13 protein-coding genes are annotated in these 25047 nt (G+C 44.2%); 9 read left to right on the top strand and 4 right to left on the bottom strand.

Annotated elements, in window-relative coordinates:
• Positions 1-7: 7 nt before the first annotated feature.
• Positions 8-919, top strand: coding sequence for a helix-turn-helix domain-containing protein (locus FRZ54_RS02915; protein WP_147030156.1), 912 nt, complete (start codon positions 8-10; stop codon positions 917-919).
• Positions 920-1443: 524 nt separating this feature from the next.
• Here the strand turns inward: FRZ54_RS02915 and FRZ54_RS02910 are convergent.
• A complete protein-coding gene (locus FRZ54_RS02910) occupies positions 1444-3018 on the bottom strand; it encodes a GH39 family glycosyl hydrolase (RefSeq protein ID WP_147030155.1) in 1575 nt (524 codons plus the stop codon).
• Positions 3019-3315: 297 nt separating this feature from the next.
• On the opposite strand from FRZ54_RS02910, the gene FRZ54_RS02905 reads away from it, so the two are divergent.
• The 8 genes from FRZ54_RS02905 to FRZ54_RS02870 all read left to right on the top strand — a co-directional run bounded on the left by FRZ54_RS02905 (position 3316) and on the right by FRZ54_RS02870 (position 21690).
• Positions 3316-5736, top strand: a complete 2421-nt coding sequence (locus FRZ54_RS02905) for a glycoside hydrolase family 2 TIM barrel-domain containing protein (protein ID WP_147030154.1) — start codon at positions 3316-3318, stop codon at positions 5734-5736.
• Between the two features lie 5 nt (positions 5737-5741).
• Positions 5742-7655 (top strand): glycoside hydrolase family 97 protein, encoded by a 1914-nt coding sequence (locus FRZ54_RS02900; protein WP_147030153.1) that lies wholly within the window; start codon positions 5742-5744, stop codon positions 7653-7655.
• 195 nt (positions 7656-7850) lie between these two features.
• Positions 7851-9080 (top strand): glycoside hydrolase family 5 protein, encoded by a 1230-nt coding sequence (locus FRZ54_RS02895; RefSeq protein WP_187359730.1) that lies wholly within the window; start codon positions 7851-7853, stop codon positions 9078-9080.
• Positions 9081-9190: 110 nt separating this feature from the next.
• Positions 9191-13339, top strand: coding sequence for a hybrid sensor histidine kinase/response regulator transcription factor (locus FRZ54_RS02890; protein WP_147030152.1), 4149 nt, complete (start codon positions 9191-9193; stop codon positions 13337-13339).
• Between the two features lie 532 nt (positions 13340-13871).
• Positions 13872-16994 carry a SusC/RagA family TonB-linked outer membrane protein gene (locus FRZ54_RS02885; protein WP_228462607.1) on the top strand — a complete coding sequence of 1041 codons (3123 nt, stop codon included), beginning with the start codon at positions 13872-13874 and terminating at the stop codon, positions 16992-16994.
• Positions 16995-17021: 27 nt separating this feature from the next.
• Positions 17022-18599: a RagB/SusD family nutrient uptake outer membrane protein gene (locus FRZ54_RS02880; protein WP_147030150.1), complete on the top strand. Its 1578-nt coding sequence runs from the start codon at positions 17022-17024 to the stop codon at positions 18597-18599.
• Positions 18600-18620: 21 nt separating this feature from the next.
• Positions 18621-20138, top strand: a complete 1518-nt coding sequence (locus FRZ54_RS02875) for a glycan-binding surface protein (RefSeq protein ID WP_147030149.1) — start codon at positions 18621-18623, stop codon at positions 20136-20138.
• Positions 20139-20184: 46 nt separating this feature from the next.
• Positions 20185-21690 (top strand): cellulase family glycosylhydrolase, encoded by a 1506-nt coding sequence (locus FRZ54_RS02870; protein ID WP_147030148.1) that lies wholly within the window; start codon positions 20185-20187, stop codon positions 21688-21690.
• A gap of 248 nt (positions 21691-21938) precedes the next feature.
• Here FRZ54_RS02870 and FRZ54_RS02865 read toward each other — a convergent pair whose 3' ends face one another.
• Genes FRZ54_RS02865 through FRZ54_RS02855 form a run of 3 tightly spaced genes read right to left on the bottom strand, consistent with a single transcriptional unit; the run spans position 21939 to position 25039 of the window.
• Positions 21939-23600, bottom strand: coding sequence for an alpha-L-fucosidase (locus tag FRZ54_RS02865; protein ID WP_147030147.1), 1662 nt, complete (start codon positions 23598-23600; stop codon positions 21939-21941).
• Positions 23601-23644: 44 nt separating this feature from the next.
• Positions 23645-23980, bottom strand: coding sequence for an L-rhamnose mutarotase (locus FRZ54_RS02860; RefSeq protein ID WP_147030146.1), 336 nt, complete (start codon positions 23978-23980; stop codon positions 23645-23647).
• Positions 23981-24022: 42 nt separating this feature from the next.
• Positions 24023-25039 carry a zinc-binding alcohol dehydrogenase family protein gene (locus FRZ54_RS02855; RefSeq protein ID WP_147030145.1) on the bottom strand — a complete coding sequence of 339 codons (1017 nt, stop codon included), beginning with the start codon at positions 25037-25039 and terminating at the stop codon, positions 24023-24025.
• Between the last annotated feature and the right edge of the window lie 8 nt (positions 25040-25047).

Genomic DNA, 25047 nt, shown 5'->3' with positions numbered 1-25047 from the left:
TTTAGCCATGCAAAAGCCGGACAGGTTTCATCATTTTGAATCGATCAGCGAGTTGAGCCGTTTTATGCAGATGCCGGAGCCGCGACACCCGCTGGTCAGTGTCATACCGGACCATACCGACTTTTATGCGCTGCGGCCGCGCGAGCAGACGACGTACCGGTTCGGCTTTTACACTATTTCCTGCAAGCAGATGGAAGGCCAGCTGAAGTACGGCCGCGGGCATTATGATTTCAGCAGCGGCTCACTGCTTTTTACCGCGCCTAACCAGCCGATCGCCGCAGGCCCGGAGGTCAGCGTGGATAAAGGCTGGGCGCTGTTTATCCACCCGGACTTGTTGTATGGTACGCCACTGGCTAAACGCATGCAGGATTATCATTTTTTTCATTACGAGGTGAACGAGGCGCTGCATGTGTCCGAGGAGGAAAAGGGCCTGCTGAAAGATTGCCTGGACAAGATCGACCGGGAATGCCGGCAGGGCACAGACAAGCATACCCAGCGTTTATTGATCAGCAATATTGAATTACTGCTCAATTACTGCGACCGCTTTTATGACCGGCAGTTCTATACCCGCGCCAAAATCAATGCCGATGTCGTGCAGCGTTTTGAGCAGTTGCTTAAAGATTATTTCGCCCAGGATACGCTGATCGATACCGGGCTGCCCGAGGTAGGTTATTTTGCCGAAAGACTTCATCTTTCCAGCAATTACCTCGCCGACCTGCTGCAAAAGTTCACCGGGAAAACCACCATCGAACATATCCACCTGGCCATGATCGATAGAGCCAAGGACCTGCTTTGGGGTAGCGACGCCACCGTCAGCGAGATCGCTTACCGGCTGGGATTTGAACACCCTTCGCACTTTGCCCGGGTGTTCCGCGCTAAAACCGGACATTCGCCGAGCAATTACCGTCAGCTGAATTAATTTGATTGTATCAAAAAGTCGCGATCTGTCTTCCACCCAAATGCTTAACCCATCGAAAGCAAAGCTATCCGGTTGCCCGCCGCGTCGGTAAACGGTGCCATAAAGTCATTCTGGCCAATGGAAGTTTTTTCCATCACGATTTAGCCGCACCAAAACGTTTAAGGGGAAATTTAAATAATGGTCGATAAGAAGTGAGTAAATGGACGGGACTCGAGCCTATTCCGATAATGTATTTATTTTCAATATCTTACAAATTTGCAAATGTGGCAATTCCCGAATTTTCCACAATGAATTTGCAACTTTTTGATTCCAAATGACTTATGTTAAAAATACAATTTATTCGGTAGAAATCCAAGAATCGTAATAGCATTTGCCGAATGAGGTGAAGGGTATTGGTTTCCCCGGGGTCACGACAGGCCTCCGTATTGACCCGGTCAAACACATGGCTTGCTTTACCGGGATCCCAAGAGACAGTTAATACATACGCCTGTATGATAATGAGTAGCACTATCATTCTTTTCATTTTAAATAATTCGGCTAATCTTCATAAAAATCACATCATTTTGCCTGAGTGAAATATTTTCTTCAAGCCGTCCAGTGTTGTTCACAACCACAACCCTCGTACTAATCGGCTTTTCCGAATTCTGCTTTTTAAGTTCGCCTACCTGCTCTCGTGTCAGTTGTGAAGGCGAGCCCATTTTATAATAGGCAGTATAAATGTCATTTACGCCATATCCTGTTTTGTAAATGTCGACAGTGTACTTTCCGGGTTTGAGGCCCTTAATTTTGAAATTTACAGGTGGCAGTTCCTTTGATGGGAGATTTCTTTTGTAAAAAACATCGTTATGCACACTATCGCCGGGATGGTCGATAGTAAAATTCCACAGTAACGCTTGTACTCCGTTTTTATCCTTACAAATAATCGCGCTTGAATCGGCAGTTTTAAGTTCTGTTTTGCCAAGCTGATTGAGGTATTTGAAAGCATAGTATGCAGGCTTTTTAAGATCCTCGTAATTGACCAACCCAAAGCCGCCATGAAAGGGAGTACTTCTCGGCCCGGCTTCTTCAAATATATCGGTAAATGTCCAGTAAGACATTGAATTTATATAGGGGGCGGCCTGCTTTACGGTGTTTAAAATATATGCAGCTTCGTGATAGCTGTCGTGAATCGGGTCGGCAGGCGAATAGGAGGCGCTCCATTCAGTGTAATGCAATTCCAAATTCGACAAAGCGGAAGATCGTATAGTCTGCCTGGTTCCTTTCATGTGATTGGAAATGACGTTCCTGTCCCGATCGATTACGGTGCCGCCCTGGCCGTTGGCATCCAGGAAACCTTGTTTTACCCCATAATCGTGTGTGCTGATAAAATCAATAGGAGCTGAATTCTGCTGGCAAAAATTGATCATCTCAGGAACCCAGGCATTTCCCGCGGTAGCAGGTCCGCCAACCCTGAATTTTTTTGAGACGCTTTTTATAGCAATGGCCGTTTCGCGGTAGAGTTTGAAATAGTCCTGCTGATCCCCGGTAAAGAAACCACCTTTCAGGTTCGGCTCGTTCCAGATCTCAAAGTACCAGTTGGCCACCTCATCTTCACCATACCGTTGCACCCAATGCTTTACCATCGCTTTGATAAGATCATCCCATTTTTGATAATTGTTGGGTGGCGTAACATTTCCCCTCCACCAAAATATAGTGTTGCTCCCGCTGGCCAGCCAGCCTGGCATAAAGCCTACTTCGACGAACGGCTTCATTTTTATTCGCAGCAGGAAATCAAATAACTCATCTATATACTGCCAATTGTAAACAGGCTTCCCCTTATCTTCAAAATAAACGCCCATATCGTCCGACAGCAGACCATGGAAGCGGATATATCTGAACCCGCATTCATCATGTACCATTTTCAATTGTCTTTGCCAGTCGGCGCGCAGCCCTTCATTGGCACGTCCGGCACCTACACACAAATTGGAGCTTTGCGGAAGCGGCCCCTTTACGTCGTTCAAATCAACAGAGATTACCCTTTGCCTGCCGACGGTTTGAGCGGTCACAACATTAGTGAATGCCAGATAAAGGCATCCTGTAAGTAATAATATAGTTTTCATGTACTTACAAAGCTATCGCGACGGGGAACCACTAAATGTTACAGATGATTATGTTTATACAAACAATGTTAACTTCCGCTTATGCATTAGCATATTAATCTACTGTGGTCGGCTCCGTGTACATTAATTTATAAGCTAAGATTAACATTCATACCATAATCAGAAACATTCAATAATATAGCTTTCATTACCGTAATGGTAGCTTTGCCCGTACCACCAATATAAACGCGGCCGCATTAACGCGGTGTACTTTTGATTATATCAACCATTAACTTGTTCAATTGCTATTAGGTCAAAATGAAATCCTTTTACAAATTTATTATTGCCATAATTCTCACTGTTGCTGTCGCAGACGCTAACACGGCCGGTGCTCAGAACGCTTCTCGTCGCTCAATATCTTTCGATACCGGCTGGCGGTTTACAAAGGACAGTGTCACAAGCGCAGAAAAGCCTGCCTTCGACGACTGCAAATGGCGTATGTTGGATTTGCCGCATGACTGGAGCATTGAAGGGGAAATAAGCCCTAAAAATCCAACCGGGGGTGAAGGAGGGTACTTTCCTGCAGGTATTGGCTGGTACAGGAAATCATTCAAGGTTCCAGATGAATGGAAAGGCAAAAAAGTTTCCATATATTTTGAAGGAGTTTATATGAACTCAGAAGTTTTTATCAATGGAAAATCGCTTGGAATTTATCCCTATGGTTATTCATCGTTTAGCTATGATCTTTCCTCTTATTTAGATTTTAATGGGGAAAATGTAATAACGGTAAGGGTGGACAATTCGCAACAGGTGAATAGCCGGTGGTACAGTGGTTCCGGTATCTATCGCCATGTTCGAATGATAGTTACCGACGCTGTCCACGTTGCTCAGTGGGGTGTTGCCATCAATAACCCGGACGTAACTTCGAGAAAAGCAACTGTTCAAATTAAAACATCGATAAAAAATGAAACCGGTTCGCCTCAAAGGATTGTTCTTAGCACCCGGCTACTGGATGCAAACGCTAAAGATGCAGGGAGTAGCCAAATAAACGTCGAAGTGGCTGCTAATAGCCAGAAGGAAATAGAGCAAACTATAGCGATAACAGACCCGCAGCTATGGTCGCCGGAAACACCCCGGTTATACCAGGCACAAATACAATTATCCCAAAATAAAAACATCATTGATGAGACTAAAACAAACTTTGGGGTGCGTTCGATAAAATTTACGGCTGAAAAGGGCTTCCAGCTTAATGGAAAACAAATAAAGATCAACGGTGGGTGCATGCACCACGATAATGGATGCCTGGGCGCCGCGGCTTTTGACCGTGCGGAAGAACGTAAGGTGGAGTTACTTAAAAAAGCAGGATTTAACGCGGTGAGAACTTCACATAACCCACCCTCGGAGGCTTTTTTAAATGCCTGCGATAGATTGGGGTTATTAGTTATGGATGAAGCATTTGATTGTTGGAGAGCAGGGAAAAAGAAATATGATTATGCGCAGTATTTCGAACATTGGTGGAGGCGAGATTTAGATGCGATGATTTTACGTGATCGTAATCATCCTTCAATTATTATATGGAGTATTGGCAATGAAATAGTAGAGCGGGGAAGTTCGCAGGCTGTTGAAACTGCCAAAATGCTTGTGAATGCTGTCAGGCAAATAGATACATCGCGCCCGGTTACATCTGCTATCGTGCAAACCAACGAAGACGACTGGGCTAACCTTGACCCCTTGATGGCTGCGCATGACATTGGCGGTTATAATTATCATTTGTCGAGCGCCCCTTCGGACCATCAAAGAGTTCCTTCGCGGGTGATCGTTCAAACGGAGTCCTATCCTAAGGACGCTTTTATCAATTGGGAATTGGTTCAGAATCACAATTATATCATCGGAGATTTTGTTTGGACAGCTGCGGATTATCTTGGAGAATCGGGCATAGGCCGTTGGTACTATTCGGGTGACACACCAGGGGAGCATTGGGAGCATGACTTGTTTCCATGGCATGGCGCGTACTGCGGCGATATTGATCTAATAGGATGGAGAAAACCAATCTCGCATTATCGCAATTTGCTGTATAACGACTCCGAAAAGCTTTATATGGCCGTTCGTGAACCTAAACCGGATTCTTTAGATATTAAGACAACGTGGTGGGCGGTGTGGCCAACATGGGAAAGTTGGACATGGCCGGCAAGCATCGGTAAGAACATGCAGGTAGAAATTTATTCAAAGTATCCCAGGGTTAGACTTTATCTCAACGACAAATTCATTGACGAGAAGCCAACAACTAATAAGCAGGGGTATAAAGCTGAATTTGCGGTGCCTTATTCGCCGGGGCAGCTCAAAGCCGTAGGGGTGGATAATAATAAGGAAATTGAATCCACTATTTTGAAAACCTCCGGCAATCCTGCAAAAATCCAGCTAACCGCTGATCGAAAAGAGATAACAGCGGACGGGCAGGATTTGTCTTATGTTACTATTGAGATAACAGACAAGGATGGTCTATTTCAACCCAATGCTGCAAATCGCCTGCATTTTGACATTGACGGACCCGGTACAATTGCAGGAGTAGCAAATGCTGACATGACAGACACCGACTCTTATACAGGAAATACGCGTAAAGCATGGCACGGACGAGCCCTGGTTGTAATAAAAAGCACTCACAGTGCGGGTGATATTAAATTGACGGTTAGTTCAGATAGGTTATCGGCTGGAACTCTAAATATCAAAGCAACAGAATAAAATATATGAAACATCTTTTGTTAGTGCTGGGCCTTTTTTTGGGTCTCATGGGTTATGCGCAAGAAATTTTATCCCCTAATAAAAAAATTAAGGTAGTTGTTGAAATGCAGCCGGCAGGCCAAAAAGGGTTGGGCCAGGCTTGTTTTAAAGTGCTGTATAAAAGTAATGGAACTTATGTTGAAGCGCTGCCAGCTTCGCCATTAGGCATTGTAAGGGCCGACCAGGAATTTGTATCAAATCTCAAACTTGTTGAAGAGGGCAAGCCTGTCGCGGTTCACGACAAATATGAAATGCTCATTGGAAAGCGGAGACTTTGTGAAGATTTTGGCACCGAAAAAACATTTAGCTATCAAAATTCCTCAAAACAACCACTTAATATCACTTTCAGGGTTTATAATGATGGGATTGCGTTCAGGTACGCTTTCCCCAATCACTCTGATTCCAGTTTGTCAATTACAGATGAAGCAACAGGTTATATAATACCTCAGGGTACATCGAGATGGATGCAATCCTATGATAAATCTTACGAAAAGTTTTATGTGCTTAATACCGGTTCAAGCGAAGAAAAAAAAGCAGGTGAATGGGCATTCCCTGCTTTGTATAAGGTTAATGACCATCCGATATGGGTGCTAATTTCAGAGGCAGATATAACCCGGCAAAATTGTGCGGCCAGGCTTAGTTACAAGCAAGGCACAAATCTGTATAAGGTTACTTATCCCTCTGCAACGAAAAACTGGAATGGAGGAGCAGTTTCCAGTCTGCCATGGAAATCGCCATGGCATGTGATGATGGTTGGCGCATTAGCTGACCTGGTAGAAAGTACACTGGTTACCGACGTAAGTGAGCCCGCTACTTTTACTGACACGAAATGGATTGAGCCTGGAAGCGTGGCCTGGGTGTACTGGGCAAATAACCACGGCTCAAAGGACTATCAGAAGGTGGTAGAATACATCGACCTGGCAGCGAAAATGAAATGGCCCTATGTACTTATAGACTGGGAATGGGATGTAATGTCAAATGGCGGAACTGTAAAGGATGCAGTAAATTATGCCAGGAAAAAAGGCATCAAAGCGCTCTTATGGTACAATTCGGGTACCGATTGGCTCGATCCGACTCCTGCAGACAGGCTGTTAACACATGAGAAAAGGGAAAAGGAGTTTTCATGGCTGAATGATATTGGCGTATCGGGCATCAAGGTCGATTTTTTCGGAGGAGACCAGCAGGAGATGATGAAATATTATATGGATATCCTGGAAGACGCAGCAAAACATAAGCTGCTGGTAAATTTTCACGGAGCTACTATACCCCGCGGCTGGGCGCGTACTTACCCCAATTTGATGAGTACCGAAGCTGTATACGGTGCGGAGTGGTATAATAACGCCGGCATCTTAACTGACATGGCTGCTTCACATAACACGACCTTGCCGTTTACGCGGAATATAGTGGGTCCTATGGACTATACACCGGTAACTTTTTCCAATTCGCAGCACGAACATAAAACGTCCTTTGCCCACGAGCTGGCTTTGGCTGTGGTATTTGAATCCGGATTACAGCATTTTGCAGACAGGCCCTCTGCCTATTACGGTTTAGCTGACGCACCGCGTAAGTTTCTAATGGCATTTCCTACAACATGGGATGAAACAAAACTGATAGACGGCTATCCTGGCCAAATGGTTGTTATTGCTCGAAGAAAAGGCAAACTATGGTATGTTGCCGGGCTTAATGGGAAAGATATATTGCAAACACTCAATCTTAGTCTTTCCTTTTTAGGCAACTCAGATTATTCTTTCCAAATATTTAAAGATGGAGAAGATGCAAAGTCTGTTACAAGTGAAACCACTATTGTGAAGAAAACAGATATACTTCACATTCAATGCCCGCCCAGGGGCGGCTTTGCAGGAGTAATAAGCGAAAAATAAGTAGCAGGGTATTTTAAACTTGATGTGCGTTCCGGAACGGTATCTGGAACGCTTTTTTTGGGGGTTATTATCAGGCGATTAAGCTTATAAGCAGGTTATTTAACATTCGTAACCCTAATCTTAAACATTTGATATATCCGATTAAACTGCACGGAGGTAGTTTAGCAGCAATCAATTATAACGCTTAAATTCTTAATGAAAATAAAAGGGAACCTGAATTTCGGGATTCATTTGCTGCTGTTTATTGCTTTCGCGTCTTGTCACAAAAGAACAGCGTTGGCGGTTCACAGGTCGTCTATCTCTGCAGGTAAAGGTTATCCAAACTATAACGTTTTGCCTGCAAAGCCTGATACTGTTGGAATGAATAGTACTGCTGCCCAACTTGCAGCAAGAATGACTATAGGCTGGAATATCGGAAATACGCTGGAAGCGACAGGCGGTGAGACAGCCTGGGGAAACCCAAAAGTTACAGACGCCCTTATTAAAGAAATAAAAAAAAGCGGCTTTAATGCAGTACGGATACCCTGCTCGTGGGACCAATATGCAAATCAGTCTACCGCGAAAATAAAAGCTGCCTGGTTAAACCGCGTGAAGGAGGTAGTTAAATATTGTATTGATAATGACATGTACGTTATTCTCAATATCCATTGGGATGGCGGCTGGCTCGAGAATAACTGCACGCCTGAAAAAAAAGCAGCAGTGAATGCAAAACAAAAAGCATACTGGGAACAAATAGCTACTTACCTGCGCGATTTTGATGAGCATTTAATTTTTGCAAGCGCCAATGAGCCGGCGGTAGCCAGTCCTGTTCAAATGGATGTCCTGCTTTCATACCATCAAACATTTATCGATGCTGTTCGTTCGACTGGGGGTAAGAACGCGTATCGGACGCTGGTGATCCAGGGTCCGTCGACTGATTTTGATAAGACCCTGCACCTGATGACGAAAATGCCGGAAGACCAGGCCAAAAACAGGTTAATGTTAGAGGTACATTCCTATACACCATACCAATTTGCACTGATGACCCAGGATGAGAAATGGGGAAATCAATTTTATTATTGGGGACTTGGGTATCACTCGTCGGCTGATATTGCCCACAATGCTACCTGGGGCGAAGAATCTGAAATAGACCGGGCAGCTAAAGACATAAAAGCCAAATTTATTGATGAAGGAGTCCCTGTTATTATTGGAGAATTTGGAGCGATCAGACGTTCATCGCTGGTTGGAGATGCTTTAAATCGTCATTTGAACGCACGCGCCCATTATCTTAAGTATTTTGTAAAACAGGCTAAAGCAGATGGCTTAGTACCTTTTTATTGGGACGAAGGCCGTCTTGGCAATAACTCCTTCGGTGTTTTTAACAGGCAGACAAACACAGTATTTGATAAACAGGCCCTGGATTCGCTTATTTGTGGAACAAATTGATAACCGGGCCGGCAATTGATGGCACACGTTCAAAAGTTGCCGGTGATATTATCTACATTTATGTTTAAATTAGTTAATCATTAGGTTTTGAATGATTTGAGGTTAGTGTGATGTTTAGAAAATTTTCCCTAATTGTTTTCTATTGCTTTCTGGCTGTCGGCGTATTGTATGCACAGAATATCCATTACCAGTTTTCACGACTAAATATAGCAGATGGGCTTTCTAACAACGGTATTAACTGCTTTTATAAAGACAGTAAAGGCTTTATGTGGATCGGGACTGGGTCGGGCCTAAACCGGTATGATGGCTATACATTTAAGGTATTCAAACGCTCGAACGATACCACAGGGCTCAGCGATGATGATATAACCGGGATATTCGAAGGGCCGTCAGGAAAGCTTTGGATCGCAACAATGGCGGGGTTTAATGTTTATAACCCTGCAGAAGACCGGTTTGAACACGATGCCGAGAAGCAGCTAAACGATATAGGTATCCCTGACAAAAATGTCTGGGATATAAAAAAGGATAGATGGGGAAACTTTTGGTTCGTAGATGATTCTTATGGTATTTATAAATACAGGCCAGGGGGTCAAAAGGCTATACACCTGAGGCACAACGCAAAAGACAATAAATCTTTGTATTCGGATAAAATAACGGGCGTTGCTGAAAGTCCCGGAGGTAGCCTGTGGGTGGCTTACCAAAATGGTGTGCTTGATAATATAGATGAGAATACCTGTGTGGTTACTAACCGCGTATATGCCCTTAACAAGTTGCGCCCGAGGGGTAACGCCAATTACCATGTGTTTGCTGACCATGACGGTGATTTGTGGGTGTTCGAAGAGGGGAGCCCAAACGGTGTGTTTTATTACGATGTAAAAAAAGGGACTATAAAAAATATCACCAGCGCCTCGGCCGGCGGGCACCTGTCCTCGGACATTGTGATGGGAGTGTTACAGGATAATAAAAACCTTATTTGGATCGGTACTGACCATGGCGGAATAAACATTATCGACAAAAATAATTTTAAAGTACAAAGTCTTTTAACCCGGGAAGGCGATTCCAAAAGCCTGGCCCAAAACAGTATAACATGCCTTTATAAAGCGAGCGACGGCATTGTTTGGATCGGCACTTATAAGAAGGGCATAAGTTATTATCATCCCGATATTATTAAATTTCCACTGATTAAACATTTTGCTTCGGATCCCCGCAGCCTTCCTTACGATGATGTTAACCGGTTTGTGGAAGACGATCTTGGTAATTTATGGATCGGGACAAATGGTAGCGGATTGATTTACTATGATCGCAAAGCCGGCACTTATAAAAGCTTCGTCAACAATCCTGCTGACCCTAACAGCTTGTCGAATAACGTCGTTGTCAGCCTTTGCATAGACCATAAAAAAAGATTGTGGATTGGCACCTACTTTGGTGGCATGGACTGCTTTGACGGACACACGTTCAGGCATTTCAAGCATAATAGTTCGCCGGAATCAGTTGCAGATAACCGCATATCCGACATCATAGAAGATTCTTCCCACCATTTGTGGATTGGAACTATAGGCGGCGGCCTCGATTCGTTCGATCCCGAATCAGGCAGGTTCAAACATTATACAGCAGGCGGCGGGCTGACCATAAACTATATTTCAAAACTTGCAGAAGATAAGGCAGGCAATATATGGATAGGAACTGCTTATGGGCTAAACATTTTAACTCGCCAATCTAAGTTTATTTCCTACGTCCGGCTGGGTAACCCAACGAACGGAGTTGTAAACAATAATATTTCCGGGCTCATTGAAGATTCGCGCCATTTATTCTGGATTACAACGCGCGACGGTGTCAGTATCTTCAATCCCAAAACAAAAAAGTTCAGAAATCTGCATAAGAGCGACGGGTTGCCGGACAACAATACGCAGGATGTGCTGGAGGATAATCATGGCAACATGTGGATTAGTACAGCTAATGGCTTGTGCAATATTATTGTCTCCGGTGATGGCGACAACCTTAACCTGCGCTTTAAAAATTTTGATGAAGGCGATGGCTTGCAAGGGCGTGAATTTAACAGGTATTCTTCGATGAAAACAAGGCAGGGTGAACTCATTTTCGGAGGGGCAAACGGATTCAATTTATTTAACCCGGTTGATATCCGGGCTGGCTCCGGGCCCCAAGCCATCGTTTTGACCAATTTTTTGGTTTTCAACAGTCCTGTTCAGCCTAAACAAAGCCTCGATGGCTATGTAGTTCTGGAAAAATCAATACTTGATACAAAGTCGATAACACTCCGGCACGCCGAGAATATGTTTACCATTGAATTTGCAGCCTTGAACTTTGTAAACCCGGAAAAGGTAAGTTACCAATATAAACTGCAGGGTTTCGATAAGCAATGGATTGCTGCAGACAACAATTCGCGCAGGGCGACCTATACCAATCTCGATGCGGGCGACTATACCTTTAAGGTGAGGGCGATCATGCCTTTGGGCGTTCGCCCGGTTTCGGAAGCTACCCTCAGCATCCGTGTACTGCCGCCGTTTTATAAGTCGCCCGTTGCTTACCTGGTATATGTGCTGGTTATTTTTGGCGTGCTATATTTCATCAGGCGCAAGGGGATTGAAAAACTGAAGATGCGGTTCGCAATTGAAGAGGAAAGGAAAGAGGCCAAGCGGATACAGGAACTGGATATGATGAAGATCAAGTTCCTTACTAACGTGAGCCATGAATTCCGTACGCCGTTATCGCTAATTATGGCGCCGGTGGATAAAATGATCAGCCAGGCTTCCGACAAAGATCAAAGAACGCAAGCCGAACTCATTAAACGTAACGCAAAACGCCTGCTAAATCTTGTCAATCAATTGTTGGATTTCCGGAAAATGGAAGTAAATGAGTTACAGCTTAGCCCGCAGCCGGGGGACATAATCCAATTCATTAAAGATGCTTCTTATTCGTTTGCCGATCTTGCCGAAAAAAAGAATATCAGCTTCCTGTTTGATACAGATATTGATAGCCTCGTTACCAATTTTGACTACGATAAGATTGAACGAATCATCTTTAACCTGCTGTCTAATGCTTTCAAATTTACACCGCCGGGCGGCCATGTCAGCATATGCCTTACGGTAACCGCCGATCATGATGACCCTGAAAATAATTGGCTTGAAATTCGGATTATTGACACCGGAATAGGGATAGAAAAGGAGAAACATAATAAGATATTTGACTGCTTCTTCCAAAATGAAGTTCCAGACTCGCTGATCAACCAGGGCAGTGGAATCGGGCTGTCGATAACAAAAGAATTTGTTAATCTCCACCATGGCGAGATAACCGTAGAAAGCGAACCCGGGAATGGTAGTTGTTTTATTGTGAGCATACCTGTAAAATCAGAGGATTTGAGCTTGTCGGAGTTGATCACTGCGCCTGCTCCGGCTATCGAAACAGTTTCGGCAATAAAACGTGACAGCGGCACGTATCTTGAAAAAAATAAAAAATCACTTGTGTTGCTGGTGGAAGACAACGAGGATTTCAGATTCTACCTGAAAGAGAATCTGAAAGAGCATTTCCAGATTGTTGAAGCGGCCAACGGAAAGGACGGATGGCAAAAAGCGTTGGCCATTCATCCGGCATTAATAGTTAGCGATATCAGCATGCCCGAAATGAATGGTATCGATTTATGCAAAAAGCTAAAAAATGATTCGAGGACATCGCATATACCAGTGATATTGCTTACGGCACTTAGTGGTGAGGAAGACCAGGTAAAAGGCCTGGGATTTGGTGCTACCGACTACATGACCAAACCCTTCAATTTTGAGATATTGCTTTCGAAAATCAAAAACCTTTTGATTTTGCAGGACACATTTAAGCGTACCTATAAAAAGCAATTGGATGTTCAATTGGAAAACGTTGAGGTCGCATCCGAAGATGAGAAGCTTTTGAGAAATGTGGTTGATTATATAGAAAAAAACATGTCGAACGACCGTTTATCGGTTGAAGAATTGAGCCGCGAAATGGCCATGAGCCGGGTGTCGCTATACAAAAAACTATTGACCCTGACCGGGAAATCTCCTTTAGAATTTATCAGGTCGGTTAAAATGAAGCGGGCTGCACAACTACTAGCCAGTGGTCAAATGACGATTGCTATGGTCTCTTATGAAGTCGGTTTTAACTCGCCCACCTATTTTACAAGAACTTTTAAAGAAGAATTCAAATTACTACCGTCGGAATACATTGCGGAGATCCGCAAAAATGCATCCCCCGTAAGTGACCTGACTCACTGACCTGTAATAACTTACCCCAAACCAAAGCGGCTGGCGTTGAAAATATGTCCCCTTTTTCTGCCATGTTATCATTTATGCTATCAACCTTCGCTCTTTTGTGCTTATATTATCTTGGTATTTTATTTTAAGTAATTGATATTCAGATTGTTAAGACTTGATTAACATTTGTACGATTATCATTATCAACTCTGCGATTTCTTCTCCATCAGCTACAATAGCTTCATCTTTTGGAAACTAGGTTTCAATAGCCTGATGTTCAGTTGGCTAGTATACTGAATCCTGTACCCCATATAAACCAATAATTTTTATCTGATTTTTTAAGGCTCAGTGCCCCTTTTCATCGGGCATAATTTCTCAGAATACGCACCAAGTATCCAACGAAATTATGGCGTGATCGTCAAGAGCAATAATAGAAACTAAGATTAAACCAATAATTATGAAACCAATTTTTACTACCACCCTAATTAATTAAAAGATGAGACGACAATCAGCGCGAAAGATCAGATCCGGGTTCTGTCTCATAATCTTGACAATGTTTATTTGTTCTTCAGGTTATGCACAGACTCAACGTATTACCGGTAAGATAACTGCAGCGGACGACGGCCGCCCGGTACCAGGAGCAACTGTAAAAGTAAAAGGAACCCGGGTAGCCACAGTAAGTGACGTTAACGGCGACTATGCTATTAACGCAAAACCCACTGATGTGCTGCTGTTCAGTTTTCTGAGTTATGCGACGCAGGAAATACCTGTTAAAAACAATAATAGTATTAATGTAAAACTAGTTTTCACAAATACCAGCTTAAATGAGGTGGTAGTTACAGGTTACGCCAAAACAAAAAGAAAAGATGTTACAGGATCTATAAGTTCGATAAAGGGAGACGATCTGCGCCAGACGCTACCAACTACTTTTGATCAGGCTCTGCAAGGAAAAGTTGCAGGTGTTGTGGTGCAGCAAATATCGGGTCAGCCGGGTGGTGGAGTATCTATTCAAATACGTGGTATATCATCAATAACAGGTTCTAACTCGCCATTATATGTAATAGACGGCGTTATTATCCCTCCTGTCAGCGACCCTGGCAATGGCGGTAACCCGTTAAATGCTATCAATCCTGCTGATATAGAATCGATAGATGTTTTGAAAGATGCATCGGCGACCGCGATATATGGTTCGCAGGCCACCAATGGAGTTGTTGTGATCACTACAAAAAGAGGCAAGGCCGGCGCGCCAACAGTAAGCTACGATTTCTATGCCGGTGACCAGGAAATACCAAAGAAACTCCCTACTATGAACCTGCAGCAGTATGCTACCTTCATGGATGCCCGGGCGGTGGTTTGGGGCTTTGGTGCAAGGCCTGAGTTTGCCAATCCGCAATATTTAGGTGCGGGCACCGATTGGCAAAGTGAATTATTTCGAAGAGCGCCGATGAATAGCCACACTGTAACCGTAAGCGGTGGTGATGACAAAACCCAATATTTACTCGCGGGCTCTTATTTCGATCAGCAAGGGATAGCGCTTGGGTCTGATTTCAAAAGATACTCTGTTCGGCTAAACCTGGACAATAAAACCACTAAATGGCTAAAAGTGGGAACCAGCCTTCAATTGGCACACATTAATCAAAACCAAAATACTTCCGCTGATGGTATAATAAGCTCGGCGCTAAGCCTGACGCCCGATGTTCCCGTACGGAACCCGGATGGCTCGTGGGGCGGGGTGACAACCACAGATGGTTGGGTGCCGGGCATTGTAAATCCAGTGGCCATCGCCCAACTTTCAACAAACGTTGCAACGAGAAACCAAGCGTTCGGCAACGCCTATGCCGAAATTCAATTTACCAAAGACTTGTCATTCCGGACCGAAGTATCGGGTAATTTCGACTTTGGCACAGCGGATAATTTTACGCCCACCTACACTTTTGGCAAAGTTATTAATGGTGTCAATAGTGGCAGCTCAAATAGTTCGCAAAACATTTATACGGTATTGCGCAACTTTTTAACCTACAATCATTCTTTCAAAAAATTTAATCTGAATGTTTTAGCAGGGCATGAATCGCAGTCGAGCTGGTCCGAAAATGTTGGCGCCGGCCGAACAAATTTCCCTTCGAACAATGTACAGGCGATTAGTGCCGGCGATCCGACCTCGGCTACAAACTCAGGTAGTTATGGACCTGGTAGTTCATTGGAATCCTATTTCGGCCGTGTCAATTTTTCCTGGGCTGATAAATACCTGATCACTGGTAACATACGCGACGATGGTTCTTCAAGCTTTCCGGCAAATAATCGCTGGAGTATCACTTATTCAGGCGCATTTGCCTGGAAGATCAATAACGAAGCACTTCTAAGAAATGTAAAAGCTATCAATGAATTGAAATTAAGAATCGGGTACGGGCTTACCAACAACCAAAACATACCAGGCAATACTTATGTGACGCAGCTTACAACAGAGGCTAATGGTTTGTCGGGGATAGCGCAGTTCCAAAGCAATTTGCCTAACCCTAATGTGACCTGGGAAAAAACAGATTATTACGATGCCGGGCTTGATGGTACGTTTTTTAATGGACGCCTAAGTTTTTCGTTAGATGTTTATGACCGCGAGACAAAGGGACTTTTGTTAGCGGAACCGCTTCCGATGTATTCAGGTTCGTCCACCGGTTTTTCTCCAGGGTCCATGGCGGCACCTTATGCCAATGTAGGTTCTATGCGTAATACTGGGTTTGACCTGCAGATCAGTTCTACAAATATTGCCAGTAAGAATTTCACCTGGAAAAGTGGATTTACCATATCCCGAAACGTTAATAAAGTGCTCAGTTTAGGCAACGGGGGGGCCGATGCCAGCTTAACCCAAAAATCTTATACCAACAACGAAATCGTTGAAAAAACAGTGGTAGGCCAGCCCATCGGTGAATTCTATGGTTATATTTTCGATGGCGTGTTTGCAAAACCGCAGGATTTTCAAACACACGCATTACCTGTTGATCAATCCGGTAAACCATATCCAATTTCTTCCGCAGGCGGGGGTATCTGGTACGGCGACCGCATGTTTAAAGACTTGAACGGCGATGGTATTATCGATTCAAGGGACCAAACGTTTTTAGGTTCGCCGATCCCGAAATTTCAATATGGTATCAGCAACTCATTTTTCTACAAAAATTTTGATCTGAATATTTTCTTTAGCGGCGATTACGGCAATAAGATATTCAATCAGATGTCTATCCAGCAAACCAACCCGATAGCCAGCACCGCCTATTTTTCATCCACCTTAGGTTACGCGCGTTTAGGTCTAGTCGACCCCAATGGCTCGGCATCTGATATAAACAATGTGTATGTCATTAACCCAAAGACAACAATCTTCAGCCTGAGAAATGATGTCACCAACGATAACACTCGTTCATCTAACCTGTATATACAGGATGGTTCATTCCTGAAATGTAAGAACATCACCCTAGGTTATCACCTGCCGGAAAATATCTTATCAAAAATATACGTGCATTCAATCCGGGTATATGCTACAGTTACCAATGTATTTACCATAACAAAATATGTGGGTATGGACCCTGAAATTGGTTCTTGGAACCCACTTCAGGCAGGTTGGGACGGCGGTTACTATCCGCAGCCCCGGGTATACACGATTGGTGCAAACATCACCTTTAACAAATAAAACGATCACTAATTCAAAAGGATATTTATGAAACCGATCAATAAAATTGTGATTATTTTAGCATTTGGCGCGGCCATTGCCGGGTGCAAAAAAAGTTTCCTCGACCGTCCGTCGACATCACAAATCAGCTCTAATAATTTTTATCAAGCGCCTGCCGATTTACGGCTGGCTACCGCTAACCTGTATGGTGGCGCCCCATGGTGGCAATTTCAACAGCCATGGTTACTATTTGGCGATGGCTTGCCGGGAACTGCCTTTTACACATATTATGGCGATTTAATGCAGCTTTATACACGCACGATCACGGGGCAGAATGGCCTCGTGTCAAGCGGTTGGACAGGCCTGTATAATGTCATAGGGCAATGCAATATGGTTATCAACGCCATCAATAAACAATCGTCCGCTGCTATACCGGCCGTCAATAAAAATCAGGCCCTTGCGGAAGCAAGGTTTATTCGCGCAGTAGCTTATTATCATTTGGCGGTTTACTGGGGCGCCGTTCCCATTGTTGAGGATAACACGAAGTTGGTAAATGACCCCTTGCTTAATCGTAACACGGTTGCGGACGTTTATAAATTCATAACCAAAGACCTGACTTTTGCAGCGCAGAATCTCCCGGCTACAGATCAGCCTGGCCGGGTAACCACTTGGTCGGCACAAGGGATGCTGGGCAAAGTATATTTAACAATGGCGGGCCTGGGACAAAATGGATCACGCGATCAGGCATTGCTTGACAGCGCAAAAAAGTATGCAGGCAATGTGTGTAAAAATAGCGGATTAGAGTTGTTCCACAGTTATTATGATCTTTTCAAGACACAAAATAACGATAACCCGGAATCATTATTTGCCCTTCAATGGGCACCGGGTGTGGGTTATGGATTTGGCAACGTTTTACCGACTTATTATTCGCCCTCTGCCACGATAAATGCTCAAAAGAGCGGCGGATGGCAGACCTTACAGCCCACCTATGATTTGTACCAGATGTACGCTGAGAAGGACACGGTACGTCGTAAGGCCACTATTATGCTGACCGGAGATCATTATTCAGAATTGGATGCTGCGGATGGTGGCTATACTGCAACCGGAATATGTATGAAAAAGCACATTGTGGGCAATGAAAAAGATAACAACTCGCCAACAATGACGATTTGGTCTTCGCCTGAGCACTTTTCTATGCTGAGGCTGGCCGATGTATACCTGGTATATGCCGAAGCTATCCTGGGCAATAGTGCGACGACAACTGATGGCGATGCCCTGACGTACTTTAACAAGGTACGCGCCAGGGCGGGCGTCGATCCCGCTCCGATGCTGAGTGCTGACACTATTCTTCGGGAAAGACGAGTTGAATTGGCTTTTGAAGGACAATACTGGATTGACCTGGTAAGGCTTTCTTATTATCAGGCCGACAAAGCTGTCAATCTTCTTAATACGCAGAAGCGGTACACCTTTACTTATGATCCTAAAACGCGCATAGCCAAACGGGATACTACTACTGCGGTACCAACACTCCCGGCCACCATCAGTTCATTTACACTGCCAATTCCGGCAGCCGAAGTAACTACCGATCCAAAGTTGGCTCAGCCACCAGTTCCTTATTATAAGTAAAATATTTAGCAGATGTTCATCATGAAAAAGAAATTATTTATCCGCTTGTGTTTATTGCCGTTCCTCCTTGCGATGGCGGCTTTGATCCCTGCTTGTAAAAAGAACGCCGGCAGCGGTCTTGCCCCGGTTATTACAAGCGTAAGAATGTATAATCCGTCACCTAAGGATAGTCTTCTAAGTACCGGTAATCCTCAAACTGATCCTGCTTTGTCCGGAGGAACAGGAAAATACGTGGTTATAATTGGGCAGAACTTGCAAAATGCAACGCATATAGAATTCGATGGTGTAACGGCAAGTTTTAACCCGGCTTTATTTGCACCGAACAGTGCAGTAGTGCAAATACCCGCCATTATGTTTTCCTCCATCGATACCACTAAGCTTTATACCCTGAGCTATAGAACAACAGGAGGATCAACATCATTCTCGTTTAAATTGGGCCCGGCCGCCCCAACTATTACCGCTATTTCCAATGTATTCGCTAACCCGGGTGATTCTGTTCATATTTATGGGAGTAACTTAGTTTTAGTTCACGGTTTTTCGTACGGGGGAACTCCGATAACATCGTTTAAACCAAGCGCTGACGGAACTTCTATTGGCTTCCTTATGCCCGCGCAAACGCCCACCGACCAGGTGGTAGTAACAACAAAGACTGGTACGGTTAATTTTAAAATAGTGGCAACGCCAACTATAATTAGTATTTCCAATGAAAATGCTAATCCTGGGGACTCGGTTTATGTGTATGGCACTTATCTCAAGAACATCCAGTCTTTTTCTTTTGCGGGTACCGCAGTTAACTCGTTCACCTCATCCAATGACGGAAGCTCTGTTGGTTTGGTTTTACCTGCGCTTACACAAGGGGGCCCCGTGTCGGTTACTACAAAATTCGGTACAGCAACAACTGTGTACAATGTGAATGATATAGCGACAGGCTCGATATCAAACTGGGAATGGAGTGGAAATTTCAACTGGCAGTGGTGGGGTGGGGCCAACATTACCAGCGGTGACCCAAGTTCGGGATGGCCACCTTACAGCCCTGATTTTCCGGGCAATTCAAGCCTGTATATGGTATTAAAAACCGGCAGCCTGGCGAGTGGCGAAGGAAACACCTATTCCAATTATGCTATACTGATGAATGCAGCGCAATGGGTGCCGGTTGCCAATCTTGGTGATTCGCCGGCCAACTGGGCATTTAAATTTGAGGTAAGTGTTCCTCAATCCTGGAATGGCGGTACTATCGACATACAAGGCGGGTTTGGCAGTTATATATGCCGATGGGAGCCATGGCAAGTAACCGCCACTAAGACTACGGCGTACACTACAAAACGCTGGGTAACAGTAACTATTCCTTTGTCAGCGTTTAAAGCCACTGATCCTACGCTCGGCGACGGTGAAGGTGCTGCCATATCCAAAATTGCTGATCTGACGGGACCGACGGGCAATACTTCATGTACGGTATATATTCATAACTACGGCAAAACGGCCACGACTACGGGCTTTTATGCTGCTTTTGATAATCTTAGAGTTGTAAAAATTAAATAATTAAAGGCCCTCAGCGTAATGCTGTGGGCTTTTTGACCAAAATAATATGAAAAAAATGATAAAAAACACCGGGACGATATATAAAATCGCTGCGATTTTTTTCGTGGGTTTGGTTGCTGCTTCATGTAAAAAAACTGAATCAGCAACCCCGCGGCTCGAACTTGCCAATTTAACAGACACTATCCCCGAAAGCGGCGGAACAGTAGCTTTGAAATTTACCACCAATGCCGCATGGAAGGTTGATACGACGGGTATCGGATGGCTGCATTTAAGCCAAATATCGGGTAACAGCGGGGCTGCAACTATTAATTTAACAGCAACAGGAAATTCGTCCGGTGTAAGCCGTTCTGTGCTTTTGAACCTGAACTCAACTAACGGTCAAAGCAGGCGGATCACAGTGTTACAGGATGCAAATATTTATCCGTCGTACAATACATCGGCTCCGGCGCCAGATGCAGCCGGCATGTCGAGCACCGCTACGCAGCTGACATCAAATATCACAATGGGATATAATATTTATAACACCATGGAAGCTCCGAACGGAGAGACCGGATGGGGAAACCCGGTAATTACCCAGCAACTGATCGATTTAATAAAACAAAGCGGGATGAACGCAGTTCGAATCCCAATTCAGTATGACAATTCACATTTGATCAACCGGGCTACAGCACAGATAGATCCGGCCTGGCTTGACCGGGTAAAACAGGTAGTGCAATATTGCTTTAATGATAACATGTATGTGATGGTTAATATCCACTACGATGATGGCTGGCTGGATTGCACCGCCACAGGCGCGAAGCAGGATACCATTAATGCCAAGCAAAAAGCATTTTGGGAACAAATAGCCACTACATTGCGCGATTTTGACGAGCATTTGACGTTTGCCAGCGCCAACGAACCTAATGCTACCGATGTGCCAACGACAAGAACTTTGATGCGTTATCATCAAACATTTATAAATGCTGTGCGTAGCACCGGCGGAAAGAACAGTTATCGTTCTTTGATTATTCAGGCACCCTCTACATCACTCGACCTGGCTAACCAATACCTTAAGCCAGGTAACGAGTACAAGGTGGCTCAATTGCCAACTGATAAGGCGGCGAATAAAATGATAATCGAGTTTCATTATTATACTCCTCCCAACTTTTGTATATTATCTGCTGACGCGAGCTGGGGAAAAGAAGCCTATTTCTGGGGGGCCAACTTTCATACGACCAACCCGCTCTTTCTTGACCGCAACTCGACTTATAATGAAGAGCGTTATGTAGATTCTATATTCAAAACTGCCAAAGCGAACTTTATCTCAAAGGGAATACCAATGATTATGGGCGAATACGGTACTTCGTATCACGCTGACAAATTAACAGGATATCCGGCGGACTCCCTATTGTCAGTTAATTCCCAGATGCATTTCTATAGTTATGTGACCAAACAAGCAAAGGCAAATGGTGTGCTGCCGTTTATATGGGGCAGCGATGCCTTCAATCGCCAAAATAACACGGTCGAAAACCAACGAACATTGGATTCGCTGAAAAAAGGTGCAGGGCTTTAAACTTGCAATGTTATATAGCGAAAATTGCGTATACGCAAGCACCAATTTTAAAACAGCAGTTGATAATATCCAAATAATAAAGATCACAAATTAGTTGATTTAATGTGCCCGCGACGAGGTGAGATTCGGAGCGGGCTTGTTTGTGCGACCAGAATCAGGCCATGGACAAATTAGTACGATATAAAAAAAGCGTCTGCACACTTAAATATGCAGACGCTTTTTGTGTCTAAATTGTGCTTTAAAATGCCTTATGAAAAAATCTTTATCACATTAGCATAGGTCAATTCATCAGCGCCCCTTTCAGGGAGGGAAACCACCAGCCCATTTTCAGTTCTCTCGAAACTCAAAGACTGCCTGGTTGGCAACCATTCTATTTTTTGAATCTCCCTTCGAAAGTGTTCGCTGGTCTTCGCCAAACTTTTTATAACCAGCTTTCCATCTTCAGGCCAGCCCATTGCCGTTGCATAAACCACATCGCTTTTCATTGCGAAGCGAATATCCTGGTAGGTAAACTCTTTTCCCTTTCCTTCATTGAAACCTTGCTCGCTCAGTTTTGCGGCTTCTTCCTGCGCAGGGCCCTCACCAAACGCTTTCCATGGCCTGGTAGCATAAATGCTTTCGCTGTTTGCTTTCATCCACCGGCCGATCTCTTCAATAATCTTTCGCTCTTTTTCATCAATGGTGCCATCGCCGCGGACCGGGATGTTGAGCATAAGGTTCCCATTTTTGCTTACGATATCAACCAAGGTTTGAACTATTGTTTTTGCCGATTTGTACCCATCGCGTTCATATAATGCGCGGTCATAATGCCAGCCACCAATACAAGTGTCGGTTTGCCATGGCAGGGGTTGAATTTCGTTAGCTTGTCCTCTTTCAATATCCCAAACCATCGCTTTGCGCTGACTTTCGTTTAACTTTTTCCCATTAAGGACTACCCGCAAGTCCCCATGTTCCTTAATGCTCTTATTATAAAAATGAGCAGCAATGCGCAAACCTGCGTCACTAACCGGCCAAAGCGGGAGTTGACTATCATCGAAATAAACCACATCAGGGTTGTATTTGTTGATGAGCTCAATAGTGCGGTTATAAAACTTTTCTATGTAGGCGTTAGTGGGTGGATATACGCCATTGCCCCAATCCCATTGGTCACTGTTAAAGTTATCGTCTAAACTGCCCTGACTCAGCGGATGGTTTTGTGCATAAAGTCCCTGCGGATCTAATCCATCCCACCATTTCCCTTTCCCGTCTGCTTTTGAAAGTTTTCCATCGTAAGGAATGCCCTCATAAGGACCGGATTTATCAGAACGCTGCGCCACTTCATACCAGCGCCATGCATGTGACGCATGAACACTTACACCAAATGGAAGCCCATTGTTTCTTGCTGCCTTTGCCCAGCCGCCAATTAGGTCTTTCTTAGGGCCAACCTTGGTAGCATTCCATTGATTTTGATATTTACTATCATACAAATCAAAATTGTCGTGATGATTGGCAAGCGCCATAAAGTATTGTGCACCGGCGCTTTTATATAAACTCACTAATTCTTCCGGATCCCACTTTTCGGCTTTCCATTCATTGATCACATCCTTAAATCCAAACTTCGAGGGATGACCATATTTCTGGAGATGAATTTTATATTGCCATGAACCTTCCTGGTACATTCCTCTTGCGTACCAGTCACCGGCTTCAGGCTGGCATTGTGGCCCCCAATGCGCCCAGATACCAAACTTAGCATTGCGGAACCACTCCGGTGTTTGATATTTCTGCAAGGATTCCCACGTAGGTTCAAATGGGCCGGAAGCGATCGGTTCATTGAGAAGTTGTTCCTCAAAAATGTTATTGCCCATCGCACGTGATAACCATAGCGTGGGCAATGCCGCAGCCATTCCTTTAATCAAGTTTCTTCGTTTCATTTTTTTTAATTTATAAGAGCCGACAGAATATGGTCGGCGTGTAATTACAATTGAAAAATTTTGTTCATCAAAACCCACTTTTCTCCCTCTCTTGCCCAGGGTAACTGTAGCTGAAATTTCCACATCAGTTGTTCCCATTCCTGAACTTTTTGATTGGAGCTGTCCATGGCCGCCTTGTCTTCGAAACTAAAGCTGTCGTCAGTTTCCATGATCATGAACAACCGGTTACCAGTTCGATGAATTTCCATATGTTTGATCCCTGAATCGGTTATACTTTTAGTGATCTCGGGCCACGCATTTTCCTTTTTGTGCCAGTGCTCATATTCTGCAATTAATTCGGCATCATCTTTTAGGTCAACCGCCAGGCAGTATTTTTTCATTTGGTGATTTTTTGTTTAGTTAAATTTTAATACAGAGGTTGCTCAAGTTGTTTCCACCATTGCTTTTATTACTCTGGCGGCCGGGTTTAACCACCCCCCGAACTCATCTTTCACCTGGTCAAATAGGACGCGATGCGTTATGTATGTGGTTGGATCGACCAGTTTTTTCTTCATTGCGGAAATAACATGCTCAAAATCTTCCCTTGCTGCATTCCGGCTGCTCATGAGTGCTGCTTCGCGTTTGTGAAACTCCGGATGACTGAAACAAATCTCTCCTTTCTGCAATCCAATCAAAACATATCTCGCTCCATGCGCCATATATTGAAATGCATTGTTAATGGCTTTTAAATTTCCAGTCGCGTCAATTACTACCGTTGGCATTTCACCGTTTGTAATGGATTCCAATTGTTCTGTAACATTACCATCCAACGCATTAATGATGTGAGCCACTTTCAACTTTTCCCTGCAAAACCTTAAGCGGTCGTTGTTGGTGTCAACAGCGATCACTTTTCCCCCGGCAATCCGGACAAATTCCATTGTTCCCAGCCCGATAGGTCCTGCTCCAATCACTAAAACAAATTCATTTTTGGTTACGCCGGCTCTTCTTACGCCGTGCGCGCCGATGGCCAAAGGTTCGATCAATGCCAGTGCGTCAAAGCTTAGCCCTTCGCCATGAATTAAAGCGTACGATGGAACGGAAATATATTCGACCATTCCGCCATCCTGATGCACACCACACACTTTTATCTCCACGCACGCATTGGGTTTCCCTTTGCGACAGGCAATGCATTTGCCACAATTAAAATAAGGAATAAACGTTACCGCTTCTCCAATCTCAAAACCCGGGGCATCGTCAAATGCAACTAATTCGCCTGAAAGCTCGTGGCCTAAAATGCGCGGATATTCAAAATACGGTTGCGTCCCGTCGTACGCGTGCAAATCGGTTCCGCAAATTCCAATTCGCTTAATTTTTATGATGGCTTGTCCCGGTTGCAGTTGAGGTTTTTCCCCGGTTACATATTTAAACTCACCAGGAGTTATACAAACTAAAGTTTTCATCGTTGTTA

Source organism: Mucilaginibacter ginsenosidivorans (assembly GCF_007971025.1).
Classification (GTDB): Bacteria; Bacteroidota; Bacteroidia; order Sphingobacteriales; family Sphingobacteriaceae; genus Mucilaginibacter; species Mucilaginibacter ginsenosidivorans.
The sequence above is the reverse complement of the archived record's forward strand: the minus strand, read 5'-3'. Positions and strand labels throughout refer to the sequence as shown.